The 22,855-nt window shown below is 46.3% G+C and carries 15 protein-coding genes; 6 read left to right on the plus strand and 9 right to left on the minus strand.

Annotation, left to right across the window (positions count from 1 at the left end; genetic code table 11):
• Nucleotides 1-2: 2 nt before the first annotated feature.
• From NP165_RS10780 to NP165_RS10790, 3 genes are all read left to right on the plus strand, one after another.
• Nucleotides 3-1,913, plus strand: a complete 1,911-nt coding sequence (locus NP165_RS10780; RefSeq protein WP_257083965.1) for a beta-N-acetylhexosaminidase — start codon at nucleotides 3-5, stop codon at nucleotides 1,911-1,913.
• A gap of 89 nt (nucleotides 1,914-2,002) precedes the next feature.
• The gene (locus NP165_RS10785) at nucleotides 2,003-4,408 is read left to right on the plus strand and encodes a glycoside hydrolase family 94 protein (RefSeq protein WP_257083966.1); all 2,406 of its coding nucleotides are present in this window, start codon (nucleotides 2,003-2,005) and stop codon (nucleotides 4,406-4,408) included.
• Nucleotides 4,409-4,461: 53 nt separating this feature from the next.
• The gene (locus NP165_RS10790) at nucleotides 4,462-5,874 is read left to right on the plus strand and encodes a phosphoglucomutase/phosphomannomutase family protein (protein ID WP_257083967.1); all 1,413 of its coding nucleotides are present in this window, start codon (nucleotides 4,462-4,464) and stop codon (nucleotides 5,872-5,874) included.
• Between the two features lie 65 nt (nucleotides 5,875-5,939).
• Here NP165_RS10790 and NP165_RS10795 read toward each other — a convergent pair whose 3' ends face one another.
• From NP165_RS10795 to NP165_RS10825, 7 genes are all read right to left on the minus strand, one after another.
• The gene (locus NP165_RS10795) at nucleotides 5,940-7,223 is read right to left on the minus strand and encodes an IS4 family transposase (RefSeq protein WP_257083968.1); all 1,284 of its coding nucleotides are present in this window, start codon (nucleotides 7,221-7,223) and stop codon (nucleotides 5,940-5,942) included.
• 132 nt (nucleotides 7,224-7,355) lie between these two features.
• Complete coding sequence (locus NP165_RS10800) at nucleotides 7,356-8,387, minus strand: ABC transporter ATP-binding protein (RefSeq protein ID WP_257083969.1); 1,032 nt, start codon at nucleotides 8,385-8,387, stop codon at nucleotides 7,356-7,358.
• Entirely contained in the window at nucleotides 8,387-10,012 is a 1,626-nt protein-coding gene (locus NP165_RS10805; RefSeq protein WP_257083970.1) for an ABC transporter permease, read from the minus strand. Before NP165_RS10805 ends, NP165_RS10800 begins: the two co-directional genes overlap by 1 nt.
• A gap of 191 nt (nucleotides 10,013-10,203) precedes the next feature.
• On the minus strand, nucleotides 10,204-11,217 hold the full coding sequence (locus NP165_RS10810) for a Fe(3+) ABC transporter substrate-binding protein (RefSeq protein WP_257083971.1): 1,014 nt from the start codon (nucleotides 11,215-11,217) through the stop codon (nucleotides 10,204-10,206).
• A gap of 150 nt (nucleotides 11,218-11,367) precedes the next feature.
• Nucleotides 11,368-12,597: an ammonium transporter AmtB gene (locus tag NP165_RS10815; protein WP_257083972.1), complete on the minus strand. Its 1,230-nt coding sequence runs from the start codon at nucleotides 12,595-12,597 to the stop codon at nucleotides 11,368-11,370.
• 26 nt (nucleotides 12,598-12,623) lie between these two features.
• Nucleotides 12,624-12,962 (minus strand): P-II family nitrogen regulator, encoded by a 339-nt coding sequence (gene glnK, locus NP165_RS10820; RefSeq protein WP_257083973.1) that lies wholly within the window; start codon nucleotides 12,960-12,962, stop codon nucleotides 12,624-12,626.
• A gap of 187 nt (nucleotides 12,963-13,149) precedes the next feature.
• Nucleotides 13,150-13,518, minus strand: coding sequence for a YacL family protein (locus NP165_RS10825; protein WP_257083974.1), 369 nt, complete (start codon nucleotides 13,516-13,518; stop codon nucleotides 13,150-13,152).
• 70 nt (nucleotides 13,519-13,588) lie between these two features.
• Between NP165_RS10825 and NP165_RS10830 the strand changes: the two genes are divergently transcribed.
• The 3 genes from NP165_RS10830 to NP165_RS10840 all read left to right on the plus strand — a co-directional run bounded on the left by NP165_RS10830 (nucleotide 13,589) and on the right by NP165_RS10840 (nucleotide 17,446).
• Nucleotides 13,589-14,731, plus strand: a complete 1,143-nt coding sequence (locus NP165_RS10830) for a sugar diacid recognition domain-containing protein (RefSeq protein WP_257083975.1) — start codon at nucleotides 13,589-13,591, stop codon at nucleotides 14,729-14,731.
• 218 nt (nucleotides 14,732-14,949) lie between these two features.
• Nucleotides 14,950-16,305 carry a GntP family permease gene (locus NP165_RS10835; protein WP_257083976.1) on the plus strand — a complete coding sequence of 452 codons (1,356 nt, stop codon included), beginning with the start codon at nucleotides 14,950-14,952 and terminating at the stop codon, nucleotides 16,303-16,305.
• A 10-nt stretch (nucleotides 16,306-16,315) separates the two neighbouring features.
• Nucleotides 16,316-17,446, plus strand: coding sequence for a glycerate kinase (locus NP165_RS10840; RefSeq protein ID WP_257083977.1), 1,131 nt, complete (start codon nucleotides 16,316-16,318; stop codon nucleotides 17,444-17,446).
• Nucleotides 17,447-17,641: 195 nt separating this feature from the next.
• Here NP165_RS10840 and acnB read toward each other — a convergent pair whose 3' ends face one another.
• Both acnB and NP165_RS10850 read right to left on the minus strand, forming a co-directional pair.
• Nucleotides 17,642-20,239 carry a bifunctional aconitate hydratase 2/2-methylisocitrate dehydratase gene (gene acnB, locus NP165_RS10845; RefSeq protein ID WP_257083978.1) on the minus strand — a complete coding sequence of 866 codons (2,598 nt, stop codon included), beginning with the start codon at nucleotides 20,237-20,239 and terminating at the stop codon, nucleotides 17,642-17,644.
• A 296-nt stretch (nucleotides 20,240-20,535) separates the two neighbouring features.
• Entirely contained in the window at nucleotides 20,536-22,827 is a 2,292-nt protein-coding gene (locus NP165_RS10850; RefSeq protein ID WP_371133715.1) for a patatin-like phospholipase family protein, read from the minus strand.
• Nucleotides 22,828-22,855 lie beyond the last annotated feature (28 nt).

Here is a 22,855-nt window from a genome sequence, read left to right on the forward strand (position 1 = left end):
TAATGAGCTTTCGCGTCGAACTCGCCGTACTGTCGGAGCACAAACACTATTGTCGCTTTGGCTTAACCGTGCATAACTTAACTGATCAGGGTCTGAGTAACTGGCAACTGCAATTTATTACAGATCGCTATATCCAACCTGACAGCTTCACTAACGGCAGCATCAAACAGATTGGCAGTTTCTGTACAGTCACACCTAGTGACGATCTACTAAGCGCCAATAAACACTATTACTGTGAATTCAGCATTGGTAGCATGCCACTGCGCTTTTATTCCGATGGCATCAAAGATGCGCTTATCCTTGTCGAAGGAAAAGCGATCACAAGCCCAGTGACGTTAACACCAATAATTTTAGCTTCTCCTTACAAAGAGCGTACCAAACTACCGGTTGTAGATGCACATGAACTCGCGTTGATACCTATGCCAAACAAGGTAGAGCAAAGCGACGGATATTTTACCCTATCTGCTTCTAGCCAGATTACGTTACAAGCGACATTAGCTGAAAAAGCGGCGACTTGGCTACAAGAAGAACTGGTCAGAATATTTGGTTTCTCAAGTAAAGCGATCGGTCAAAGTGACATTCTATTTCGTAATAACCCAACCTTGGACGAAGGCGCTTACCAGCTGACTGTATCAAGTTCAGGCATACGCTTAGAGGCTGCATCAAGTGTCGGTTTTGTCCACGCCGGCGCAACATTGCTTCAATTAATACGAAGTGAGACTGAATCAGTATTGGTCGTTCCGTACATCAAAATCAGTGACAGCCCACGCTTTAAATATCGTGGCATGATGCTCGATTGTGCTCGTCACTTTCACCCTATCGAGCGCGTTAAACGTCTAATCAATCAACTGGCGCACTACAAATTTAACACTTTCCACTGGCACTTAACCGATGACGAAGGCTGGCGTTTGGAAATCAAAGCTTTTCCACAACTCACTAGTGTGGGCGCATACCGCGGTAGTGGTACGCCGTTAGAGCCTCAATACAGTCATTTAAACAGTATTTATGGCGGATTCTATACTCAAGATCAGGTCAAAGAGGTGATCGCTTTTGCCGAAGATCGCGGTATCACCGTCATTCCTGAGATTGATATTCCAGGCCACTGCCGAGCAGCTATAAAGTCACTCCCTGAATTGCTACACGATCCAGAAGACAAATCTCAGTATCACAGCATTCAACACTACAACGATAATATTCTGTCCCCTGCTTTGCCTGGAACGTACGAGTTCCTCGACAAAGTACTAGAAGAAGTCGCTGAACTATTCCCATCGAAATGGGTACATATCGGTGCCGATGAAGTGCCAGAAGGTGTGTGGATTGAAAGCCCTTCATGCCAAAAGTTAATGGCGAAACATGGCTACCAATCCGCTAAGGAATTACAAGGACATTTGCTGCGTCACGCCGAACAAAAACTGCGAACACTAGGTAAACGAATGGTCGGCTGGGAAGAAGCGCAACATGGAAACAAAGTCAGCAAAGATACCGTGATCTATTCATGGCTGAGCGAAGAAGCCGCTTTGAACTGCGCTAAACAAGGTTTTGATGTCATCCTTCAGCCAGGCCAGTCCACCTACTTAGATATGACTCAAGACTACGCTCCAGAAGAACCGGGCGTCGATTGGGCAGCAGTGATTCCGTTAGAAAACGCATATCGATATGAACCTTTAGCGGAAATTCCTGACGGTGACCCAATTCGTAAACGCATTCTTGGTATCCAATGTGCGCTATGGAGTGAAATCATCATCACTCAGCAACGTATGGATTACATGATTTTCCCTCGCCTAACCGCAATGGCAGAAGCGTGCTGGACAGATAAAGCACACCGTAGCTGGGAAGGCTATTTGTCTCGATTGAAAGGACACTTGCCTCTACTCGACAAGCAAGACATTCAATATAGGCAACCTTGGAAATAACACATGCTCAATGAGCAACTTATTTAAAGTTTTCACTAGCTAAAAGAATTTGGCTACCGATACGGTAGCTTGGTAAAAAGGAAATTATCATGAAATACGGCTATTTCGATAACGACAATCGTGAATACGTCATCACTCGCCCAGACGTTCCAGCGCCTTGGACTAACTATTTAGGCACAGAAAAATTCTGTACTGTTATTTCACACAACGCCGGGGGTTACTCGTTCTACAACTCTCCCGAATATAACCGTGTTACTAAGTTCCGCCCGAACGCGACCTTTGACCGTCCGGGACACTACGTGTACCTGCGTGATGATGCAACGGGAGACTACTGGTCAATCTCATGGCAACCAGTAGCAAAAAGCCTAGACGAAGCGAACTACGAAGTACGCCATGGTCTGTCGTACTCAAAATTCAAGTGTGAATACAGCGGCATCAGCGCAACCAAAACGCTATTCATACCAAAAGGCGAAGATGCTGAAATTTGGGACGTAGTGATTAAAAACACTTCAGATAAGCCACGTACCATCAGCGCTTTCTCGTTTGTCGAATTCTCATTCAGCCACATTCAATCAGACAACCAAAACCATCAAATGTCTCTGTACTCAGCAGGTACGGCATATAAAGATGGCGTGATTGAATACGACCTGTACTACAACACTAACGACTTTGAAGGCTTCTACTACCTAGCTTCAACATTCGACCCAGATTCATACGACGGCCAACGTGATAGCTTCCTTGGTTTGTACCGCGACGAAGCCAACCCACTAGCCGTAGAGCAAGGTAAGTGTTTCAACTCTGCTCAAACGTGTTACAACCACTGTGGCTCTTTGCACAAGCAATTCACTATCCAGCCAGGCGAAGAAGTGCGTTTTGCTTACATCCTAGGTATCGGTAAAGGCAACGGTGAACGTCTACGCGCGAAATACCAAGATCTAGCAGAAGTAGATAACGCATTCGCAGGTATCAAAGCACACTGGGATGAGCGCTGCGCGAAGTTCCAAGTGAAATCGCCAAACGAAGGTCTAGACACCATGATCAACGCTTGGACGCTCTACCAAGCAGAAACCTGTGTGGTGTGGTCTCGCTTTGCATCCTTCATCGAAGTTGGCGGTCGTACTGGTCTTGGCTACCGTGACACAGCACAAGATGCGATCTCTGTTCCCCACGCGAACCCAGCAATGACACGTAAGCGTATCGTTGACCTTCTACGTGGTCAGGTGAAAGCAGGTTACGGTCTGCACCTATTCGATCCTGACTGGTTTGACCCAGAGAAAGCAGACGTTAAACCGTCAAAATCACCGACTGTTGTACCAACGCCTTCAGATGAAGATAAAATCCACGGCATCGAAGATACGTGTTCTGATGACCATCTATGGCTGGTTCCAACTATCTGTAAATACGTGATGGAAACAGGTGAACACAGCTTCTTTGACGAAGTGATCCCATACGCGGACGGCGGCGATGCAACCGTGTATGACCACATGAAAGCAGCACTGGACTTCTCAGCTGAGTACGTTGGTCAAACAGGTATCTGTAAGGGTCTGCGCGCAGACTGGAACGACTGTCTAAACCTAGGTGGTGGCGAGTCTTCAATGGTGTCATTCCTGCACTTCTGGGCACTTAAAGAGTTTATCGACCTAGCGAAATACCTAGGCAAAGAATCTGATGTTGAAAAATACACAGAAATGGCGGCCAACGTTCGTGAAGCGTGTGAAGCACACCTTTGGGACGAAGAAGGCGGCTGGTACATTCGTGGTCTGACTAAAGATGGTGACAAGATTGGTACTGCACAGCAGAAAGAAGGTCGTGTACACCTTGAGTCGAACACACTAGCGGTTCTATCTGGTGCGGTATCTCAAGAGCGTGGTGAAAAAGCGATGGATGCAGTCGACGAGAACCTATTCTCTGAGTACGGCTTACACCTAAACTCGCCGTCATTTGCAACGCCAAACGACGACATCGGCTTCGTTACTCGCGTTTACCAAGGCGTGAAAGAAAACGGCGCGATCTTCTCGCATCCAAACCCATGGGCGTGGGTAGCAGAAGCGAAACTAGGCCGTGGTGACCGTGCAATGAAATTCTACGATGCACTCAACCCATACAACCAAAACGACATCATCGAGAAACGTATCGCAGAACCGTACTCATATGTACAGTTCATCATGGGCCGCGACCACCAAGACCATGGTCGTGCAAACCACCCATGGTTAACGGGTACTTCTGGTTGGGCGTACTTCGCGGTAACAAACTTCATCCTAGGTGTGCGTACTGGTTTTGACGGTCTCACTATCGACCCATGTATTCCAACAAACTGGCCAGGCTTTGAAGTGACGCGTCAATGGTTAGGCGCGACTTACAACATCAAAGTAGAGAACCCAAACTCAGTCAGTAAAGGCGTGAAATCAATCACTATCAACGGTGAAGCTGTATCTGGCGCTGTTCCTGTACAAGCGGAAGGCAGTGTTAACGACGTAGTGGTTGTACTAGGCTAAGCTAGCTAGGAGCCTCCTTGTGAGGCTCCTGCTATGAATTAAGGATTATGAATATGATCAAATTCGGAACAGGTGGCTGGCGTGCTTTCATTGGCGAAGAGTTCACCAAAGACAACGTGCGCCTTGTGGCTCAAGCTGTCGCGAACATCATCAACGCGGAACAAGTGGCTGAGAAAGGGTTTGTCATCGGTTACGACCGACGCTTTTTATCTGACAAAGCCGGTCGCTGGTTTGCGGAAGTACTGGCAGCGAATGGCGTAACAGTCAGCTTTATTGATAAGTTTGTTCCCACCCCTATCGTAATGTTCAAAGCAAAAGAGATGGGATGTGCCTACTCAGCGTGTATTACAGCATCGCATAACCCAGCCGATTACAACGGTGTGAAAGTCTTCATCGAAGGCGGTCGAGACGCTGATGAAGTGATCACGCAAAAGATCGAAGATCAAATCGCGGTTCTGAGCGCCAATCAAGTAAAAAGCGTGGACTTTGAACAAGCAGTAGAAGACAAGCTGATCGATGTGATTAACCCGATGAACGAGTTTGTTGACTCAATCATCGACTTTATCGATATTGAAGCGATTAAAAAAGCCAACCTGCGTGTGCTGATTGACCCTATGTTTGGCGTGGCGAAAAACGCACTACAAACAGTATTGATCAACGGCCGTTGTGATGTGGATGTGATCAACGACGGTAAAAACCCAGACTTTGGTGGTTTGATGCCTTCACCAAGCGCGGCGACCCTGTATCGCTTAATGCACTTGGTGGCGGAGCAAGGCTATGATATCGGCATCGGTACCGACGGTGACGCCGACCGACTCGGCATTATCGACGAGAAAGGTCACTTTATTCACCCAAACGAAGTGCTGATCCTTCTGTACTACTACCTGCTGGAATACAAAGGCTGGACAGGCTCGGTGGTACGTAACATTGCGACGACCCACTTGCTGGATAAGATCGCGGCAGACCATGGCGAGAAGTGCTTTGAAGTGCCTGTAGGCTTTAAACACATCAGCTCGCAGATGGAAGCTGACGACTCATTGATCGGTGGTGAAAGTTCTGGTGGTTTAACGATTCGTGGCCACATCAAAGGCAAAGATGGGGTATTCGCCTCAAGTCTATTGGTTGAAATGATTTCAGTAACCGGTAAAAAACTGTCTGAGTTGCTCGACGAAATCTACGCCAAATACGGCTACGCCTACATGGCGGAAGGTGACTGCAAGTTCAAACCGACGCAGAAAGAGATCCTACACAACCGCATCTACATTGAGAAACAATTGCCTAACTTCGAGTTTGAAATTGAAAAAGTCAGCTACGAAGACGGAGCGAAAGTGTATTTCAAAAATGGAGGCTGGATCATCGCTCGATTCTCGGGAACCGAACCATTGCTACGTATCTTTGCAGAAATGGCAGACAAAGAGACAGCTGAACACGTGGTACAGCAGTTTAAAGACTTTTTACAGCTTTAATAGCACGTGTACGATGGTTAGATCCCATAATACAAAAGCCCAGCACGCTGCTTAATGCCACTCGCTTAAGAGCGAGTAGCATGTTTATTAGGATATCGGGCTGGCTTTTTCAAAACCGCTCGGGGATAGGGTTTCCGGTTTCGTTTTTTTGGGAGAATAAGCCGTTTCCCACTATCCCTGAGTATCTTTAAGTTTTTTGGTATCGCTCCTGGGCTTCTCGTATCGCTCGCCCAAATCATTTCATCCATAATTAAAAACAAGGCATTAATGAAGCTGATCCGCAGAGGTTCTACTTTGTGTTGCTTAGCCATCTCTGCCATTTCCAACCTCACAATGTTGTAGCTGATTAATATCCCCCATAGCTCCTGATATACCCCGACTTTTTTCTTACTTCGTAATGTTGGCTTGTTCTGCAACTGATACTGCTTGAGTTCACCGTAACTGCGTTCTATTTCCCAACGCTTCCAATACACTTTAACTAGAGCATCAAACGGATAGCGCTCAGGGCATAAGCAAGAAGTAATAAAGCCTTTGATTTCACCTTTAGGTGTTGGGATAAGAATCAGGCGAGCTTGTGGTGATACAGGCATATCAATGAGATGATCATGTTCAGTGTAGCTATCAACGATTTCATAACGCATTTTAGCTTTGATTGGTGTTAACCAATGGCTGTTACTGCTAGCGCCACGCCAACTGGTAAATAGCTCTGCAGAAGTGAACCCTCTATCAAAGAGTGTTAATGAGTCATCAGGAGCGGAACCCACAAGTTGTTGAGCGTAGGAGATTTCACTATTTGTTACTGGCCCAAAAGCAGCGTCAGATAAAAGATGACTACGTGTTGACATTAATGTTACAGCTAGCACACTCGGGAATGATGCTCCTTTTTGAGCAAAGCCAAAGTGCTGATTTTCTGCTGTATTATGAGTTTTGAAATATGTGCCATCGACACTAAGAATCTTCAAGCCACAAACTTCGTCAAACTCTGATTGTTGCTCCCACTGTTGAGCTGTAGTTTTAAACAAATAACGTATCGGTTTATCTCCAAGGCGTTCTTTCCCTTTGATAATACTACTAGTTGCCATAGGCGTAAGTTCCCCCTCTACATCAGGGAATGCTAACTCCAGTTTATCGCAAACATCTTGAATGGAACGATTACGTTGAAGCCCAATACCGAGTACTAACCAAACAGCTTGTTCAGCGGGTAGACGACGTTTTCTGAGCGATACTCGCCCAGTTTGTTGAACAGCTTCTTCAACCCATTCCAAAGGAATATGTTTATTAAAAACATCGATTGGACGTTCGTGGCAAAACTCTGCGGTAACCTGTAACTCTTTTGAAAACTCAGACATAAAAAATCGGCCGTAACTTACGTTACGACCGATTATGGAGCCTCTGTAGGATCGTTCAAGTAGCTAAACGATCGGCATTAAGCACGCTGCTGGGCTTTGTCTTTATTTACCTATGTAAAAAGCACGTCTCTTTTAGAATGCCAATACGCCCTGCGTATCCACTTTCACCGATACAGTCTGGCCAATAGCCAGTGGCTCCGAAGAACTTGCTAACAGTCGACTTCCACCCGCATCGATCACATAGCGGCAATGGTCACCCATAAATTGCTGCTCAAGTACCGTAACGCTACTCTCTTCTGTTGCCACGATTTGAACATGTTGTGGACGAAGTAGCAATTCACAGATACCTTCAAGTTCAATGTTCTGCTGTGCCTGAGCTTCGACGACACCTAACTCGGTAGCAAACTCGAATTCAGAAATACGCTTGGCTGCTAAATAGCTGCCGCCACCTAAGAAGTCCGCCACAAACTTACTCGAAGGCTTGTAATACAGGTCACCAGCTGTCCCATATTGCTCTATTACGCCGTGGTTCATCACTGCCATTTTATCTGCAAACGCAAACGCTTCTTCTCTGCTGTGCGTAACAAAAATCGCCGTGACACCCTGCTTCTTGAATATTTTACGGATTTCGCTGATCAGCTCATGACGTACTTGTGTATCTATATTGGAGAAAGGCTCATCGAGTAGAAGTAAGTCTGGCTTATAAGCCAAAGAACGCGCAATCGCCACACGTTGCTGTTGACCACCAGATAATTGATGAGGGTAACGCTCACTAAAATCTTGTAAATGCACAAGTTCCAGCATTTCAGTTACTTTACTGTTCTTCTCTTTCGCACTGCAGTCTTTTAAGCCAAACGCAACATTTTGCGCAACCGTCAAATGCGGAAAGAGCGCATAATCTTGAAAGATCATACCAATGTTGCGCTGCTCTGGCGGCATCCAGTTCTCACCATCATCAATGGTCACGCAGTTTAAACTCATCGTCCCTGAGCTAAGCGGTAACAATCCGGCGATGGCTTTGAGCAGCGTCGTTTTTCCGCAGCCACTGGCACCAAGCAAACAAACTATCTCGCCATGCTCCACCTCTAATGATAACGACTCCAATACTGTCGTCTTTTCATCGTACTTACAGGTCAAATCTTGAATCGAAAGTGCGCAGCTCATCAGTGTGAATGCTCCAGTGAACGGTTAATCAGAACCAGTGGAATTAATCCCACCAAAACCAGCAGTACTGCAGGTAGAGCAGCCAGCTCTAAATGCTCGTCTGAGGCAAAGTTGTAAACGTAGGTCGCTAATGTTTCAAAGTTAAACGGTCGCAATAAAAGTGCAGCGTTTAACTCTTTCATTGACTCTATAAACACTAAAAGACCAGCAATTAAGGCACCACGGCGCACCAGCGGAAAGTGCACACGCCACAACATTTGGTTGGTGTTACATCCCATAGTGCGAGATGCCATATCTAATGAAGGAGAAATTTTACCTAGGCTACTCTCGATACTACCAATCGCGACGGCAGAAAAGCGCACCACCATAGCAAAAATGATGGCAAACATTGAACCTGAGAAGATAAGCCCCGGCCTACCCCATTCCATAGCTTTCGCAATATCATTAACCAAGTGGTCCATGAATAGCACTGGCACCATAACGCCAATAGCTAACACCGTACCAGGAACGGCATAGCCCATCGACGCCAATCGCATAAATGCCAAGCTTTGACGACCTGGACTTAAGCGTTGGCAGAAGTTCACCAGCAACGCGACAATGACACCAATGATGGCTGCGCTGATAGAAACATAAAGGCTATTCAACGCAAACTCTCTAAACTCAGTCGTCCAGCTCTGCGCGAAATACTTGTATGCATAAATAACAAGTTGACCCAACGGGAAAATAAACGCGATACAGACCAGCCCCCAGCACCAAGTCAACGCTAGCCACTTTTTCCAACCGTTTAGTTCATAACGAAAATCTTCTCGGCTACTGAATTGGCTTTGGAACAATTTTTGTCTGCGTCGGCTAAATCGCTCTGCGCTAAGCAACAAAATAACAATAACCAACATAATGGCAGAGATCTTAGCCGCCGCGGTTAGGCTTGAATAACCTAGCCAAGTATCGTAAACCGCTGTTGTCAGCGTGTTCACAGCAAAATAACTTACCGTGCCGAAGTCACCGACGGTTTCCATTGCAACAAGTGATAAGCCTACTGCAATTGAAGGACGAGCCAATGGCATTGAGATTCGACGGAAACTTTCCCACGGAGAACATTTTAGCAGGCGGGCAGATTGCAATAGAGAAACGTTTTGTTCCATAAACGCTGCACGTGCAAGCAAGTACACATAAGGATAAAGAACTAAAGAGAGAACAATTGTCGCCCCTGTGAGCGTTCTGATGTCTGGGAACCAGTATTCACCTGGGCCCCAACCCGTAATATCACGCAGCAGGAGTTGTATCGGACCAGCGAAATCAAACCAGTCCGTAAAAATATATCCAACGATATAGCCTGGCATAGCCAGCGGCAGTACCAACGCCCACTGAAGAACACGCTCGCTTGGCAATCGACACATCGCCATAAACCAAGCTGAAGGGATACCAAACACCAGCGCCAGAGCCATCGTCCCGAGCACCAATGCTATCGTGTTATAGGTATAGGTAGGCAGCACAGTCGACATAAGATGTGCAAAGAGATCGTCTGTTTCACCTACTGCGGTAAAAAATATCGCTAAGATCGGTAAAACCAGTAACAAAGCCAACGCCCCACTACTGGTTTTCCATAAATAATTCTTTTCTTTCATCGCCTAATTACAGCCAGGCTGAGTGAGAGATAAATGCATCTGCAAATACATCTCATATCCTTTTAATCGTTGAGGGCTAGTTATACCCTTATAAACAAACAACCTCAAGTTACCCTGACAAAAGAGCGACTTGAGGCTGTAAATTTATCATCGGTGAGCAAACTTCTCACCGAGTGATATCAAAATAACGATTAAAGGTCGAACTTAACTTCGTCTAGAAGTTTGATCGCTGCTTCATGGTGATCAGCAATTGTGTCTAGAGAAATTGTATCTGCTTTAAAATCACCCCAAGAAGCGACTAGCTCAGAACGCTTAACACCTTCTTTCACTGGGTATTCGAAGTTCACTTCTGCGTACAAAGCTTGCGCTGTGTTATCAGAGAGGAATTCCATCAGTTTAAGTGCGTTCTCTTTGTTTGGAGAGTATTTCGCCATCGCCATACCAGAAATGTTTACGTGAGTGCCCGTGGTTTTCTGGTTAGGGAAGTTGATGTATACCGCGTCTGCCCATGCTTTTTGCTCAGCATCGTTAACCATCTTACCTAGGTAGTAGCTGTTACCAAGAGAAACGTCACATAGACCTTCTTTGATCGCTTTAACTTGTGCACGGTCATTGCCTTGAGGCTTACGAGCTAGGTTAGCTTTCACGCCTTCCAACCACTCTTTTGTTGCCGCTTCGCCTTGGTGAGCAATCAGAGAAGACACTAGTGATACATTGTATGGGTGCTTACCGCTACGAGTACAGATTTTGCCTTTGAATTCTGGCTTCGCTAGGTCTGCATAAGTGAAATCTTCACCCAGTTTACCTACACGATCACGAGATGAGTAAACGCTACGAGTACGAGTCGTTAGTGCAAACCACTCATTTGTTGTGTCTTGGTACTGAGCTGGAATGTTCTTTTCTAGGACTGGGCTCTCAACAGGTTGAACTAGGCCTTTTTTCGTTAACTCAGCCAGACGAGCGATATCAACCGTTAGCAGAACGTCAGCAGGGCTGTACTCTCCTTCTTGAGCTAGCTTTTCTGCAATACCTTCTTTAGCAAACTTAACGTTAACTTTAATGCCAGTCTCTTTAGTGAACTCTTTAAGCATTGGTTCAACCAAAAATGGTTGGCGGTATGAGTACACATTCACTTCTTCAGCAGCCATAGCCGTTGGAGCAAGTGTTGCACAAGCTAAAGCGGAAAGAGTTAGCACTTTTTTCATGGGTCAGTCCTTTAATTATTCGTAATGATAACGTTTATCAGTTGCGTTATTATATTCATGTCGATTCTAAAAACAATCTCCTAAATAAAAAAAACCTGCCTTAGTTGACAGGTTTTTGATCTCAATTTATACAATCAGTTGCATTTATGGTTATCTAACGGTAACAAACTCAGGGTAAGCATCAACACCACAATCGTGAACATCCATCCCTTCCATTTCTTCTTCTTCGGACACGCGGATACCGACGGTGAACTTCAATACGGCCCATACCACTAAACTCGCAAAGAATACCCAAGCAAAGATGACGGCAGCACCAAGTAACTGAGCACCAAAACTTGCATCACCGTTGCTTAATGGAACAACCATCAGACCGAAGAAACCACAAACACCGTGTACAGAAATCGCACCCACTGGATCATCTATTTTAAGCTTGTCTAGACCGATGATGCTAAACACCACTAATGCACCTGACACTGCACCAATTGCGACTGAGTATAGTGGCGATGGCGATAGAGGGTCAGCCGTAATGGCTACCAAGCCTGCTAATGCACCGTTAAGGATCATCGTTAGGTCAGCTTTACCCCAGGTTGTCTTACACACAAGTAATGCCGCAATCGCACCAGCTGCCGCCGCTGCATTGGTGTTCAGGAAGATTTGACCGACCGCTGTCGCGTTTTCAAAGTCAGACACCATCAGCTGAGAACCACCGTTAAAGCCGAACCAGCCAAACCATAAGATAAACGTACCAACGGTCGCCAATGGCATATTTGAGCCTGGAATTGGGTAAATTTCACCGTTTTTACCGTATTTGCCTTTACGTGCACCCAGCAGTAATACACCCGCTAGAGCCGCTGAAGCACCTGCCATGTGTACAATACCAGAGCCTGCAAAGTCGCTGAATCCTGCTTCTGATAGGAAGCCGCCACCCCAAGTCCAGTAACCTTCCATCGGGTAGATAAACGCCGTCAGAACCGCAGAGAAAATCAAGAATGACCACAGCTTCATACGTTCTGCCACCGCACCCGATACGACAGACATAGCCGTTGCAACAAACACCACTTGGAAGAAGAAATCAGACTCCAGCGAGTGATCTGCACCTTCACCTTGCGTACCAATCAATGCACCAAATGAAGGCAACCAACCAGCTTCATCATTGCCTACATACATAATGTTGTAGCCGACAACCAGGTAGGTAGTACAAGCAATTGCGTATAAACAAAAGTTCTTGGTTAATATTTCGGTTGTATTTTTTGAGCGCACTAAACCAGCTTCCAGCATTGCAAAACCTGCTGCCATCCACATAACCAAAGCACCTGAAATGAGGAAGAAAAAGGTATCTAGTGCGTATCTTAGTTCTGTTACGGTTGTTGTTAGTTCCATTTGATCATCTCCAATCCTTCGAATTCTTACAGTGCTTCCGCATCCATTTCACCAGTACGGATTCGCACTGCTTGGCTTAAGTCGTATACAAATATTTTTCCGTCACCGATTTTTCCGGTATAAGCAGCTTTCGTGATCGCTTCAATCACGTTATCTACGTTGTCAGCATGAGTCGCAATTTCTAGCTTAACCTTCGGCAAGAAATCCACTTGGTACTCCGCACCACGGTAAAGCTCGGTATGACCTTTCTGACGCCCGAAACCTTTTACCTCTGACACCGTCATACCTTCAATACCGACATCAGCAAGCGCTTCACGTACATCATCCAATTTGAATGGTTTTACAATCGCATTTATTAATTTCATCGCATCCTCTCTGAATCTCACTTCCTTTTACTCAACATAATCCAAGGTGCGTGCCATGTTTTTAAGGCATTGATAATTAACAAGTAAGACAAAATAGAAAGTACAAAAAAAGAAAGGGCGCACCTTATTGGTGCGCCCTTCTCACAAAAATGAAGCAGTAAAACAATTTCGGTGCAATGGCGAAAATCTACCTACTAACAAAGAGCTGCCACTGCTGTATTAATTGCTGAAAGTCTTCTAACCCACAGCAAGCAACACTCTCGCAGTCATACAACTCAAACTCGCTCCCTTCCTCCAGCTCAATACTGTGTAGCAACGCGTTATCTTGTACCGTTACTTCATCACCACAGATCATCAAACTGATTTCACGACCAATCAGTGAGAATTCTTGAGTAGGGCTCTGTATTGCTGAGGAAATAAGCTCTTGAATGGCATCAAGCTTGTCGCGTTTTTTACCTATTTCTTCTTGCAGCCAGCGGCCAATAATTTCGTGATCCATAGAGCAGTGGCAGTAATAGCTACCGTCGAGGGTGTTTTTCTTAAATTCGTAATCCATGTTTTTCTCTATTGATAACGAGATCAGGTACTATTATCGATAAAATTCTTCTGAGGCACCATTCTCTAGCATGAAACTGAACGAAGCGATTGCTCGGCAGATTGTCGAGCGCACTATGAAGATCATCCCGTACTCTGTCAATGTTATGGATGAACAAGGACGAATCATAGGTTCGGGAGACCCTTCTCGCTTGCAGCAAAAGCATGAAGGAGCGGTGTTGGCCAGCGCGGAGCGTCGCGTCGTTGAAATCGACCAAGCCACTGCCGCACACCTCAAAGGAGTAAAGCCTGGGATCAATTTACCAATCGTGCACCACCAGCAAGTGCTCGGCGTAGTCGGTATTTCTGGCGAGCCTTCACAGGTGCGACATTATGGTGAGTTAGTCAAAATGACCGCAGAGTTGATCGTTGAACAAGCCGAACTCATGGAGCAAGTTCAGTGGGATAAGCGCCATAGGGAAGAGTTAGTACTGCAGTTAATTTCCGCCGAAGAGAGCGACGCTCAAAAGCTATCGACCATCGCGCAAAGGCTTGATATCGATATCAATGAGCCACGCATCGCGACGATTATTAAGCTGACCCCACTCGGCGATAACACACTGACCTTAGAACACATGCAACACCTTGTTCACCTACTCGAATACCCAGAGCGCAATAATCTTGTTGGTATCCTATCGGTGTCTGAACATGAAGTAGTGGTACTCAAGCCCGCCTCCTTGAGTGGTGAGGGATGGAATCCAGATAAAGAACGCAAACGTGTCAAAGCGTTGCTCAAGCGGATCAATAAAGAGGCCAGCTTTCGAGTCCGGGTCGCAGTGGGAGATTATTTTCCGGGTATTAATGGCCTAACCCGTTCATATCAAAGCGCGAAGACCACACTGCAGGTGACACGTAAGCTAAAAGGAACGATTTTCTTTTTTCACGACCACCAACTACCAGTGTTGCTCAGCGCAATGCAGTACCAAAACTGGCAACGAGAAAAGCTACTCAACCCTTTGCTGGAACTGCAACAGCATGACCGCCAGGGTCAGTTACAAAAGACGATCGAAGCATATTTGTTACTAAATTGTGATCCAGTTAAAACCTGCCAAGAGCTGCATATTCACCGCAACACGCTTCGTTATCGACTTGATAAGATCAACGAGCTTACTTCAATAGATATCAACAAGTTAGAAGATAAAATCCACTTGTACTTAGCATTGAAATTGTACTAGCTTAAGCTACAAACTTGTCACTTTGCACAATTTAAACAAGAACCAAACGTTCAACTTTGTACATTTGCACAATTCAATTTATCTCAAATCCACGATAATGCGCCTAGCTATTAAGAAACAGACAAGATAACAAACACCTCTGATTAGCTAGACAACGGCTGAGCCCACACGCTCAGCCAACATACTTACCGTCCCTAACCCTTACTCGGAGTTTTCACATGGAGCTGATACTCATATTGTTGGCGGTGATTGGCTTTATCGTCATCGCCACCACCAAATTTAAGTTACACCCCTTCCTCGCCTTAATCAGTGCAGCTTTTATCGCGGCATTCGCTTACGGTTTACCAGCCGATAGTATCGCGAAAACCATCACTGGTGGTTTTGGTGGCATCTTAGGCTACATCGGTTTGGTGATCGTCTTAGGTACCATCATCGGTGTGATCTTGGAAAAAAGTGGTGCGGCTATCACTATGGCTGATAGCGTTATTCGCCTTTTAGGTGACCGCTTCCCAACCCTGACTATGACCATTATCGGCTACATCGTTTCTGTCCCTGTTTTCTGCGATTCTGGTTTTGTCATCTTAAACTCACTAAAAGAGTCACTCTCTAAGCGTCTGCGCACTTCAAGCGTTGCAATGAGTGTTGCACTGGCGACAGGTTTATACGCTACTCACACATTCGTACCACCAACACCGGGCCCAATTGCTGCCGCGGGTAACCTTGGTTTGGAATCAAACCTTGGCCTAGTGATTGGCGTCGGTATCTTTGTTGCAGCAACAGCCGCACTCGCGGGTATGTTGTGGGCGAACCGTTTTAAAAACGTGGAACCTGACAATATCGATGAAGAGCATCAAGAGCTAAGCCAAGACTGGCAAGCACTGAAGGAGTCATACGGAAAACTGCCAACAGCGGGTCAGGCGTTCTCTCCTATCTTTGTGCCAATTCTATTTATCTGTTTAGGATCAATCGCGAAGTTCCCTTCTTACCCTCTTGGTCAAGGTGCTGTCTTCGACGTATTGGCTTTCTTAGGTCAACCACTGGTCGCACTGTTTATCGGCTTACTGCTATCGATTCGTCTACTTAAATCAGACAACAAAGCAGAAGAGTTTGGTCAACGTATCAGCCAAGGCATCACGTCTGCAGCGCCTATCCTGCTAATCACCGGTGCTGGTGGCGCGTTTGGTGCAGTATTGAAAGCAACCGAACTTGGCACGTACTTAGGTGAGACCTTGTCTGCCTTTGGCGTCGGTATCTTTATGCCATTCATCGTTGCCGCAGCACTGAAAACAGCACAAGGTTCGTCAACGGTTGCTCTAGTTACCACTTCTGCGCTTGTCGCTCCTATGTTGTCGCAACTAGGCTTAGATACAGAAATGGGTCGCGTACTCACGGTAATGGCGATCGGTGCTGGTGCAATGACGGTATCTCACGCGAACGATAGCTTCTTCTGGGTTGTGTCTCAGTTTAGCCGCATGAGCGTAGGTCTTGCATACCGTGCACAAACCGCTGCGACATTTGTTCAAGGTGTGACCGCGATGACGCTGGTATACCTACTGAGCCTAGTTTTACTGTAAGAGAAATTTCATGAAGATAGTTATTGCACCTGATTCTTTTAAAGAAAGTCTGTCCGCCATGGAAGTGGCGACGTGTATCGAAAAAGGGTTTAAAGAGGTTTTTCCTCACGCTGACTACGTCAAGGTTCCGATGGCGGACGGTGGCGAAGGTACGGTGCAATCCCTTGTGGATGCAACGGGTGGCCGAATTGTCACTTGCCAAGTAACCGGTCCACTAGGGCAGCCTGTTGAAGGGTTTTATGGCCTACTCGGTGACGGCGATACTGCCGTTATCGAAATGGCTGCGGCTTCGGGTCTGCATTTGGTTCCAACAGCCAGTAGAAACCCGTTAATCACAACCTCATTCGGTACGGGTGAGTTGATTCAAGCGGCACTAGAGCAAAACGTGAAACGCATTATTGTAGGGTTAGGTGGCAGTGCCACTAACGATGCGGGTCTGGGCATGTTGCAAGCATTGGGGGCTCAATGTTCAGACGCACAAGGTTTCGCTTTACCTGCTGGCGGGGCTGCGCTCAACAGCCTTGCGGCAATCAACCTTTCAACGCTGGACGCTCGTCTTCAACACATCGAACTCCTGGTCGCTTGCGATGTGGATAATCCACTTTGTGGCGTTCATGGTGCCTCTGCGATATTTGGACCGCAAAAAGGGGCAACAGCAGAAATGGTGGAAACCCTCGATAACGCGTTGAAGCAGTTCGCTCATGTAGTTAAGAGTGACCTCAATAAAGATATTCTTCAGTTATCTGGCGGTGGCGCTGCCGGTGGTATGGGCGCGGCTTTAGTCGGCGTCCTAAACGCGGAGCTTCAGCCGGGCGTGGATATCGTTATCGAGGCGCTCAAACTTGATAGCTTAGTGCAAGACGCTGACCTAGTGATCACTGGAGAGGGTCGTATTGATAGTCAGACGATTCATGGCAAAACACCTATCGGCGTAGCGCGTACCGCTAAACGTTACGATAAGAAAGTCATCGCGATTGCTGGCTGTTTTACTCCTGACTATGGCGTTGTTCACGAACACGGTTTGGATGCGGTCTTTGCTATCGTTAACCGCTCGGTTGACCTCGCCACGGCGCTGCAAGAAGCCGAGCTAAATCTTCAGCAAACCTCACGTAATATCGCTACTTTGCTTAAGCTAGGTTAATCAAGGTTACCAGTAAACAAATACAACAAAGGCCACTGAGTTAAGTGGCTTTTTTCTTGTCTATATTTCCTTGTACAAACCTTGTTCGTTTACCTTTCATATCGCTATCAACCTTCACTCAGCCAATCGACAGGCAATAAAAAACCGCCGATTTTCATCGGCGGCTTTATCCATTATGAGTTATCTATCCTGAGCTTATGCTGGCTCTTGGAAGATCACTGTGTCCGCTTTCTTGGTGTACTGATCCATCAAGTGGAAGTTCAAGTAACGGTAAGTGTCAGCTGCTGTCGCGTTGATCTTCGCCGCGTACTCTAGGTACTCTTCCTTAGTTGGAATACGACCAAGAATCGCACCTACTGCCGCAAGCTCAGCTGAAGACAGGTAAACGTTCGCACCTGTACCCAGACGGTTCGGGAAGTTACGCGTTGAAGTCGACATTACAGTTGCTTTGTCTGCTACGCGAGCTTGGTTACCCATACATAGTGAACATCCTGGAGTTTCGATACGAACACCAGCACGGCCGTAAATACCGTAGTAACCTTCTTCCGTTAGCTGATCACGGTCCATCTTAGTTGGCGGAGCCACCCATAGACGTGTATCTAGCTGACCACCCCACTGCTCAAGCAGTTTACCTGCTGCGCGGAAGTGACCGATGTTCGTCATACATGAACCGATGAAGACTTCGTCGATTTGTGTACCTTGAACTTCTGAAAGTAGACGAGCGTCATCAGGATCGTTTGGCGCACATAGGATTGGTTCGTTGATTTCCGCTAGATCGATCTCGATAACGTGCGCGTATTCTGCATCCGCGTCCGCTTCCATTAGCTCTGGATTCGCCAACCACTCTTGCATTGCTGTGATACGACGCTCGATGGTACGACGGTCGCCGTAACCTTCAGATATCATCCACTTAAGCATAGTGATGTTCGAGTTTAGGTACTCTTCAATCGACGCTTGAGACAGCTTAACCGTACAACCTGCCGCAGAACGCTCTGCTGATGCATCTGAAAGTTCGAACGCTTGCTCAACCGTTAGGTGCTCAACACCTTCGATCTCTAGTACGCGACCAGAGAATTCGTTGATCTTACCCGCTTTCTCAACTGTCAGTAGACCTTGCTTGATGCCGTAGTAAGGAATCGCATGTACTAGGTCACGTAGCGTGATACCTGGCTGCATTTCACCTTTGAAGCGAACCAAAATTGACTCTGGCATATCCAGTGGCATTACACCTGTTGCTGCTGCGAATGCAACCAGACCAGAACCTGCTGGAAATGAGATACCTAGTGGGAAACGAGTATGCGAGTCACCACCTGTACCTACTGTATCAGGTAGAAGCATACGGTTTAGCCACGAGTGGATAACACCGTCACCCGGACGTAGAGATACACCACCACGGTTCATGATGAAATCAGGTAGCGTGTGGTGAGTGTTTACGTCAACTGGTTTAGGGTATGCAGATGTGTGACAGAAAGACTGCATTACTAGGTCAGCAGAGAAGCCAAGACACGCAAGGTCTTTTAGCTCATCACGCGTCATAGGACCCGTTGTATCCTGAGAACCTACAGTCGTCATCTTAGGCTCACAGTAAGTGCCCGGACGAACACCTTCTACGCCACATGCTTTACCAACCATCTTCTGAGCAAGCGAGTAACCTTTGCCTGTATCAACAACGTCACCTGGCTTACGGAAGATATCAGTAGACTCTAAACCTAGAGATTGACGAGCCTTGTCTGTTAGGCCACGACCGATGATCAGTGGGATACGACCACCAGCACGTACTTCATCGATCAGTACGTCTGTTTTAAGTTTGAACTCAGCCAGAGTTTCGCCAGTTTCGTGGTTACATACTTTGCCTTCGAATGGGTAAACGTCGATCACGTCGCCCATGTTTAGCTTAGATACGTCAACTTCGATTGGTAGTGCGCCCGCATCTTCCATTGTGTTGAAGAAGATAGGTGCAATCTTACCACCTAGCACGTAACCGCCAGCACGTTTGTTTGGCACGTTAGGGATGTCATCGCCCATAAACCAAAGCACTGAGTTAGTTGCAGATTTACGTGAAGAACCCGTACCTACTACGTCACCAACGTAAACCAATTGATGGCCTTTAGATTGAAGCTCTTCGATCTGTTTGATTGGACCGATGCTACCTGGTTGATCTGGGTTGATACCATCACGCTCGTTCTTCAGCATTGCAAGCGCGTGAACTGGGATATCAGGACGAGACCATGCATCTGGCGCTGGAGACAGGTCATCAGTGTTAGTCTCACCAGTTACCTTGAATACGGTTAGCGTAATTTTTTCTTGTAGTGCAGGCTTAGATAGGAACCATTCCGCATCAGCCCAAGATTGTAGAACCTGTTGTGCAAACGCATTGCCTGCTTTCGCTTTCTCTTCAACATCGTAGAAAGCATCGAACATAAGCAGAGTATGAGATAGCGCTTTAGCAGAAATCGGAGCTAGAGATGCATCATCAAGTAAATCCACAAGTGGTGCAATGTTGTAACCACCTTGCATTGTACCTAGCAACTGAGCCGCTTTTTCACGGTTTACTAGCGGAGAAGATACTTCACCTTTTGCAACAGCAGTCAGGAAGCCAGCTTTAACATACGCAGCTTCATCTACACCAGGTGGAATGCGGTTCTCTAGAAGATCAAGAAGAAACTCTTCTTCACCTTGAGGGGGATTTTTAAGAAGATCCACAAGGCCTGCAACTTGCTCGGCATCTAGTGGTTTAGGAACAACTCCTTCAGCAGCACGCTCTTCGACGTGTTTACGGTAGGCTTCAAGCACGACTTTTTCCTCTCATTGCGGCCCCTCCCCTTAGTTACTATTTATTCAAAAATAAGGGAGTGAGCATCCTTGGAAACTTGGCTCTCCGGCCATATTTTTCAATCAATTTGAGTGAGAAACAGCGCCAGAGAGGCCAAACTGTGGGCAGTAGAATAGCAAATTTAACCTTAAATTAAAATCTCATCACTTTGACCAACATAGCAACTTAAGACTAAAGTTTTACGATTTTTTCCCATCAATCGCGACCATTTCCTGTCGATGAGGATGACGAACATGCCCAAACTCAGCCATCCAAATCACTTAAATGTCGTTCCTATGATGAGGTAAAACGAATCAAACCGTTGCTCAGCTCTACCGTACCCAAGCATCACAGGGCCGATTGGCGAATCGACACCTGCAAATATAGAACCAGCGGTATAAAGTGGCGCATCTCTTAACGAGATATCGGGATCAGACCATACACCACCGTATTCTAGAGACGCCCCTAAATAGAATGGGGATGTAAACAGACCAAAATTATTATCGAACCATTTGTATCGGTAAACGAGGCTGCTAAATGCTTTGTTTTGGCCAATCAGGCTATTTCTGGGAATACCTGAAAGATTAAGAAAGCCACCAATTTCTCTTGGATCTATCGGTACAGAAGAGTTTTTACTTCTTACAACGCCAAGATCGAGATTTGCGACCAAAGTATGCCGTGAAAAGCTATGAGCCGCTTTAAATACCGCACCGAGCTCATAAGAGGTATCTTCAGTGTGCGGGCTACTGAACAACTCCTCTTCGTCTACCGTTTCGTCCTTTGAAATCAAGTAGTTCAAGTCTAGGTATATTCCCTCAGTAGGAAGGCTAAAGCTGTCTAAGGTGTCTATACGATAGCTAGCAAAAGCGCCAATGCGATTATAGCTAACATCGCCTAGTGTGGGTAAATTAGAAAACTCACCTTCTCCGTCTGTATACCTCAAACCCACTTTAAACTCACTCCAAAGTGTTTGCTGATAACCTATCGCGGCTTCTGCTTCCCATTCTTTATATGAGACTGGGAGGAAGTTATCGGATGCTTCTAGGCTGGTATCATCAAAACCGGAGACAGGCGCGCTACGTTTTTCGTTTTTGTACGCGAGGCTCACCGTCGTAAACATTTTTTGGCCGGATCGAATTGGGCTGTACAGCTCCCCTTCAATCAATTTGTCAGTACCCATTTCAAGGTTGGTTCGAAATTCAGCACCATGTGGATTGAGATCAGTAAAATTGGTCGACATACCGATCGAATACTGGCTATCGGTCGTAAAATCATCTTCTAGGAAGAAACGAAAGTTAACGTAGTTTGGACCCCATGATTTTTCATTTACATCGACAATCAAAGCGCCTTTATCGTCCACTTCATCGTATCGATATTTGATCAACTCAAACCTATCGAGAGCATACAATTCCTGGACACTCTGCTCGATTTTTGTCAAGCTGTAACGATTGCCAGCGTGTAGGTTTAGTCGATTCTCAAGTAACTTATCACTGTAATGAGTGTTATTGTTTATGATGATTTGCTCGACTTTAATCTCATCCCCGTAGTGCAGTCTTTTACGCGCTTCTTGTTTGTTCTCAATGTAGTTCTGATATTCCGCTGAAGTCAGGCTATAACGCTCAAGCTGCTCTCGGTTTTGCATGGCTGCCAAATAACCTTTCATCAAAGCTTCTGGCATTCTGTCGAATTCCGTCGTTTCCATGTCACCAACTTCAGGGCTTAGTAGCACATCATATTCGGTCAAAGTGATGGCCTGACGTTGAGTGGTACTCCTGACGAGATAATTAGAAATCTGATCTGCGATGGTAATCAGAGTAGTGAAGTCTTCTTCAGATTTGTATTGGGTACTAATATCTACAGCGATAACAGCATCAGCCCCTAGATCTCTGGCTACGTCGACAGGCATATTGTTGGTCACGCCACCATCAACGAGCATTTGACCATTTATCTGATAAGGGGGTAATGCGCCAGGGACAGACATACTCGCCATCATGGCATCCACGAGGTAACCATCACCAATAACAACGGGTTGAAGGTCAATAATATTCGTTGCAACCGAGCGGTAAGGAATCGCTAAGTCATCAAATGAAGAAAATGGGGGAAGGTTGCCCGTGGTTTCACGTAGGATTCGTAACATCCCCTGCCCTTGAACCAATCCTCGCGAGCCTCTAACTTCTCCCCACCTTAAGCCTAAATCGGTCGTTAATTGGTATCTGTCTTCGTATTCCTTGTCACGAGCTCGCCTTTGACTTCGATTCACACGGTCTCTGTACCCACTGTTCCAGTCAACCGTTCCCACCAATGTTTCGATTTCATCCGAGCTCATTCCCGTCGCATACAGTCCACCGACATACGCCCCCATACTGGTGCCCGTGATGTAATCAACCGGAACTCTGAGCTCTTCCAACGCTTTTAAAACACCGATGTGCGCAGCTCCTTTTGCGCCTCCTCCGGCAAAAACAACCGCGATTTTTTTACGCTGCGCTTCCTTCTCTTTTGGCTCAGACAAGGCATTGGCGTAAGCCGACTGTACGAATGAAATCGAAGATACCAATACAATCCAAGCCAATTTTATCATTGTCTACGCTCGCTATTCT

The organism is Vibrio japonicus (genome assembly GCF_024582835.1).
Classification (GTDB): domain Bacteria; phylum Pseudomonadota; class Gammaproteobacteria; order Enterobacterales; family Vibrionaceae; genus Vibrio; species Vibrio japonicus.

What these genes read in the sequence shown, in the direction of transcription:
- NP165_RS10795 (WP_257083968.1), bottom strand. Translation starts at nt 7,223, where the DNA reads ATGTCTGAGTTTTCAAAAGAGTTACAGGTTACCGCAGAGTTTTGCCAC.
- NP165_RS10810 (WP_257083971.1), bottom strand. Translation starts at nt 11,217, where the DNA reads ATGAAAAAAGTGCTAACTCTTTCCGCTTTAGCTTGTGCAACACTTGCT.
- NP165_RS10790 (WP_257083967.1), top strand. Translation starts at nt 4,462, where the DNA reads ATGATCAAATTCGGAACAGGTGGCTGGCGTGCTTTCATTGGCGAAGAG.
- NP165_RS10835 (WP_257083976.1), top strand. Translation starts at nt 14,950, where the DNA reads ATGGAGCTGATACTCATATTGTTGGCGGTGATTGGCTTTATCGTCATC.
- NP165_RS10780 (WP_257083965.1), top strand. Translation starts at nt 3, where the DNA reads ATGAGCTTTCGCGTCGAACTCGCCGTACTGTCGGAGCACAAACACTAT.
- NP165_RS10785 (WP_257083966.1), top strand. Translation starts at nt 2,003, where the DNA reads ATGAAATACGGCTATTTCGATAACGACAATCGTGAATACGTCATCACT.
- NP165_RS10805 (WP_257083970.1), bottom strand. Translation starts at nt 10,012, where the DNA reads ATGAAAGAAAAGAATTATTTATGGAAAACCAGTAGTGGGGCGTTGGCT.
- NP165_RS10825 (WP_257083974.1), bottom strand. Translation starts at nt 13,518, where the DNA reads ATGGATTACGAATTTAAGAAAAACACCCTCGACGGTAGCTATTACTGC.
- NP165_RS10800 (WP_257083969.1), bottom strand. Translation starts at nt 8,387, where the DNA reads ATGAGCTGCGCACTTTCGATTCAAGATTTGACCTGTAAGTACGATGAA.
- glnK (WP_257083973.1), bottom strand. Translation starts at nt 12,962, where the DNA reads ATGAAATTAATAAATGCGATTGTAAAACCATTCAAATTGGATGATGTA.
- NP165_RS10830 (WP_257083975.1), top strand. Translation starts at nt 13,589, where the DNA reads ATGAAACTGAACGAAGCGATTGCTCGGCAGATTGTCGAGCGCACTATG.
- NP165_RS10815 (WP_257083972.1), bottom strand. Translation starts at nt 12,597, where the DNA reads ATGGAACTAACAACAACCGTAACAGAACTAAGATACGCACTAGATACC.
- NP165_RS10840 (WP_257083977.1), top strand. Translation starts at nt 16,316, where the DNA reads ATGAAGATAGTTATTGCACCTGATTCTTTTAAAGAAAGTCTGTCCGCC.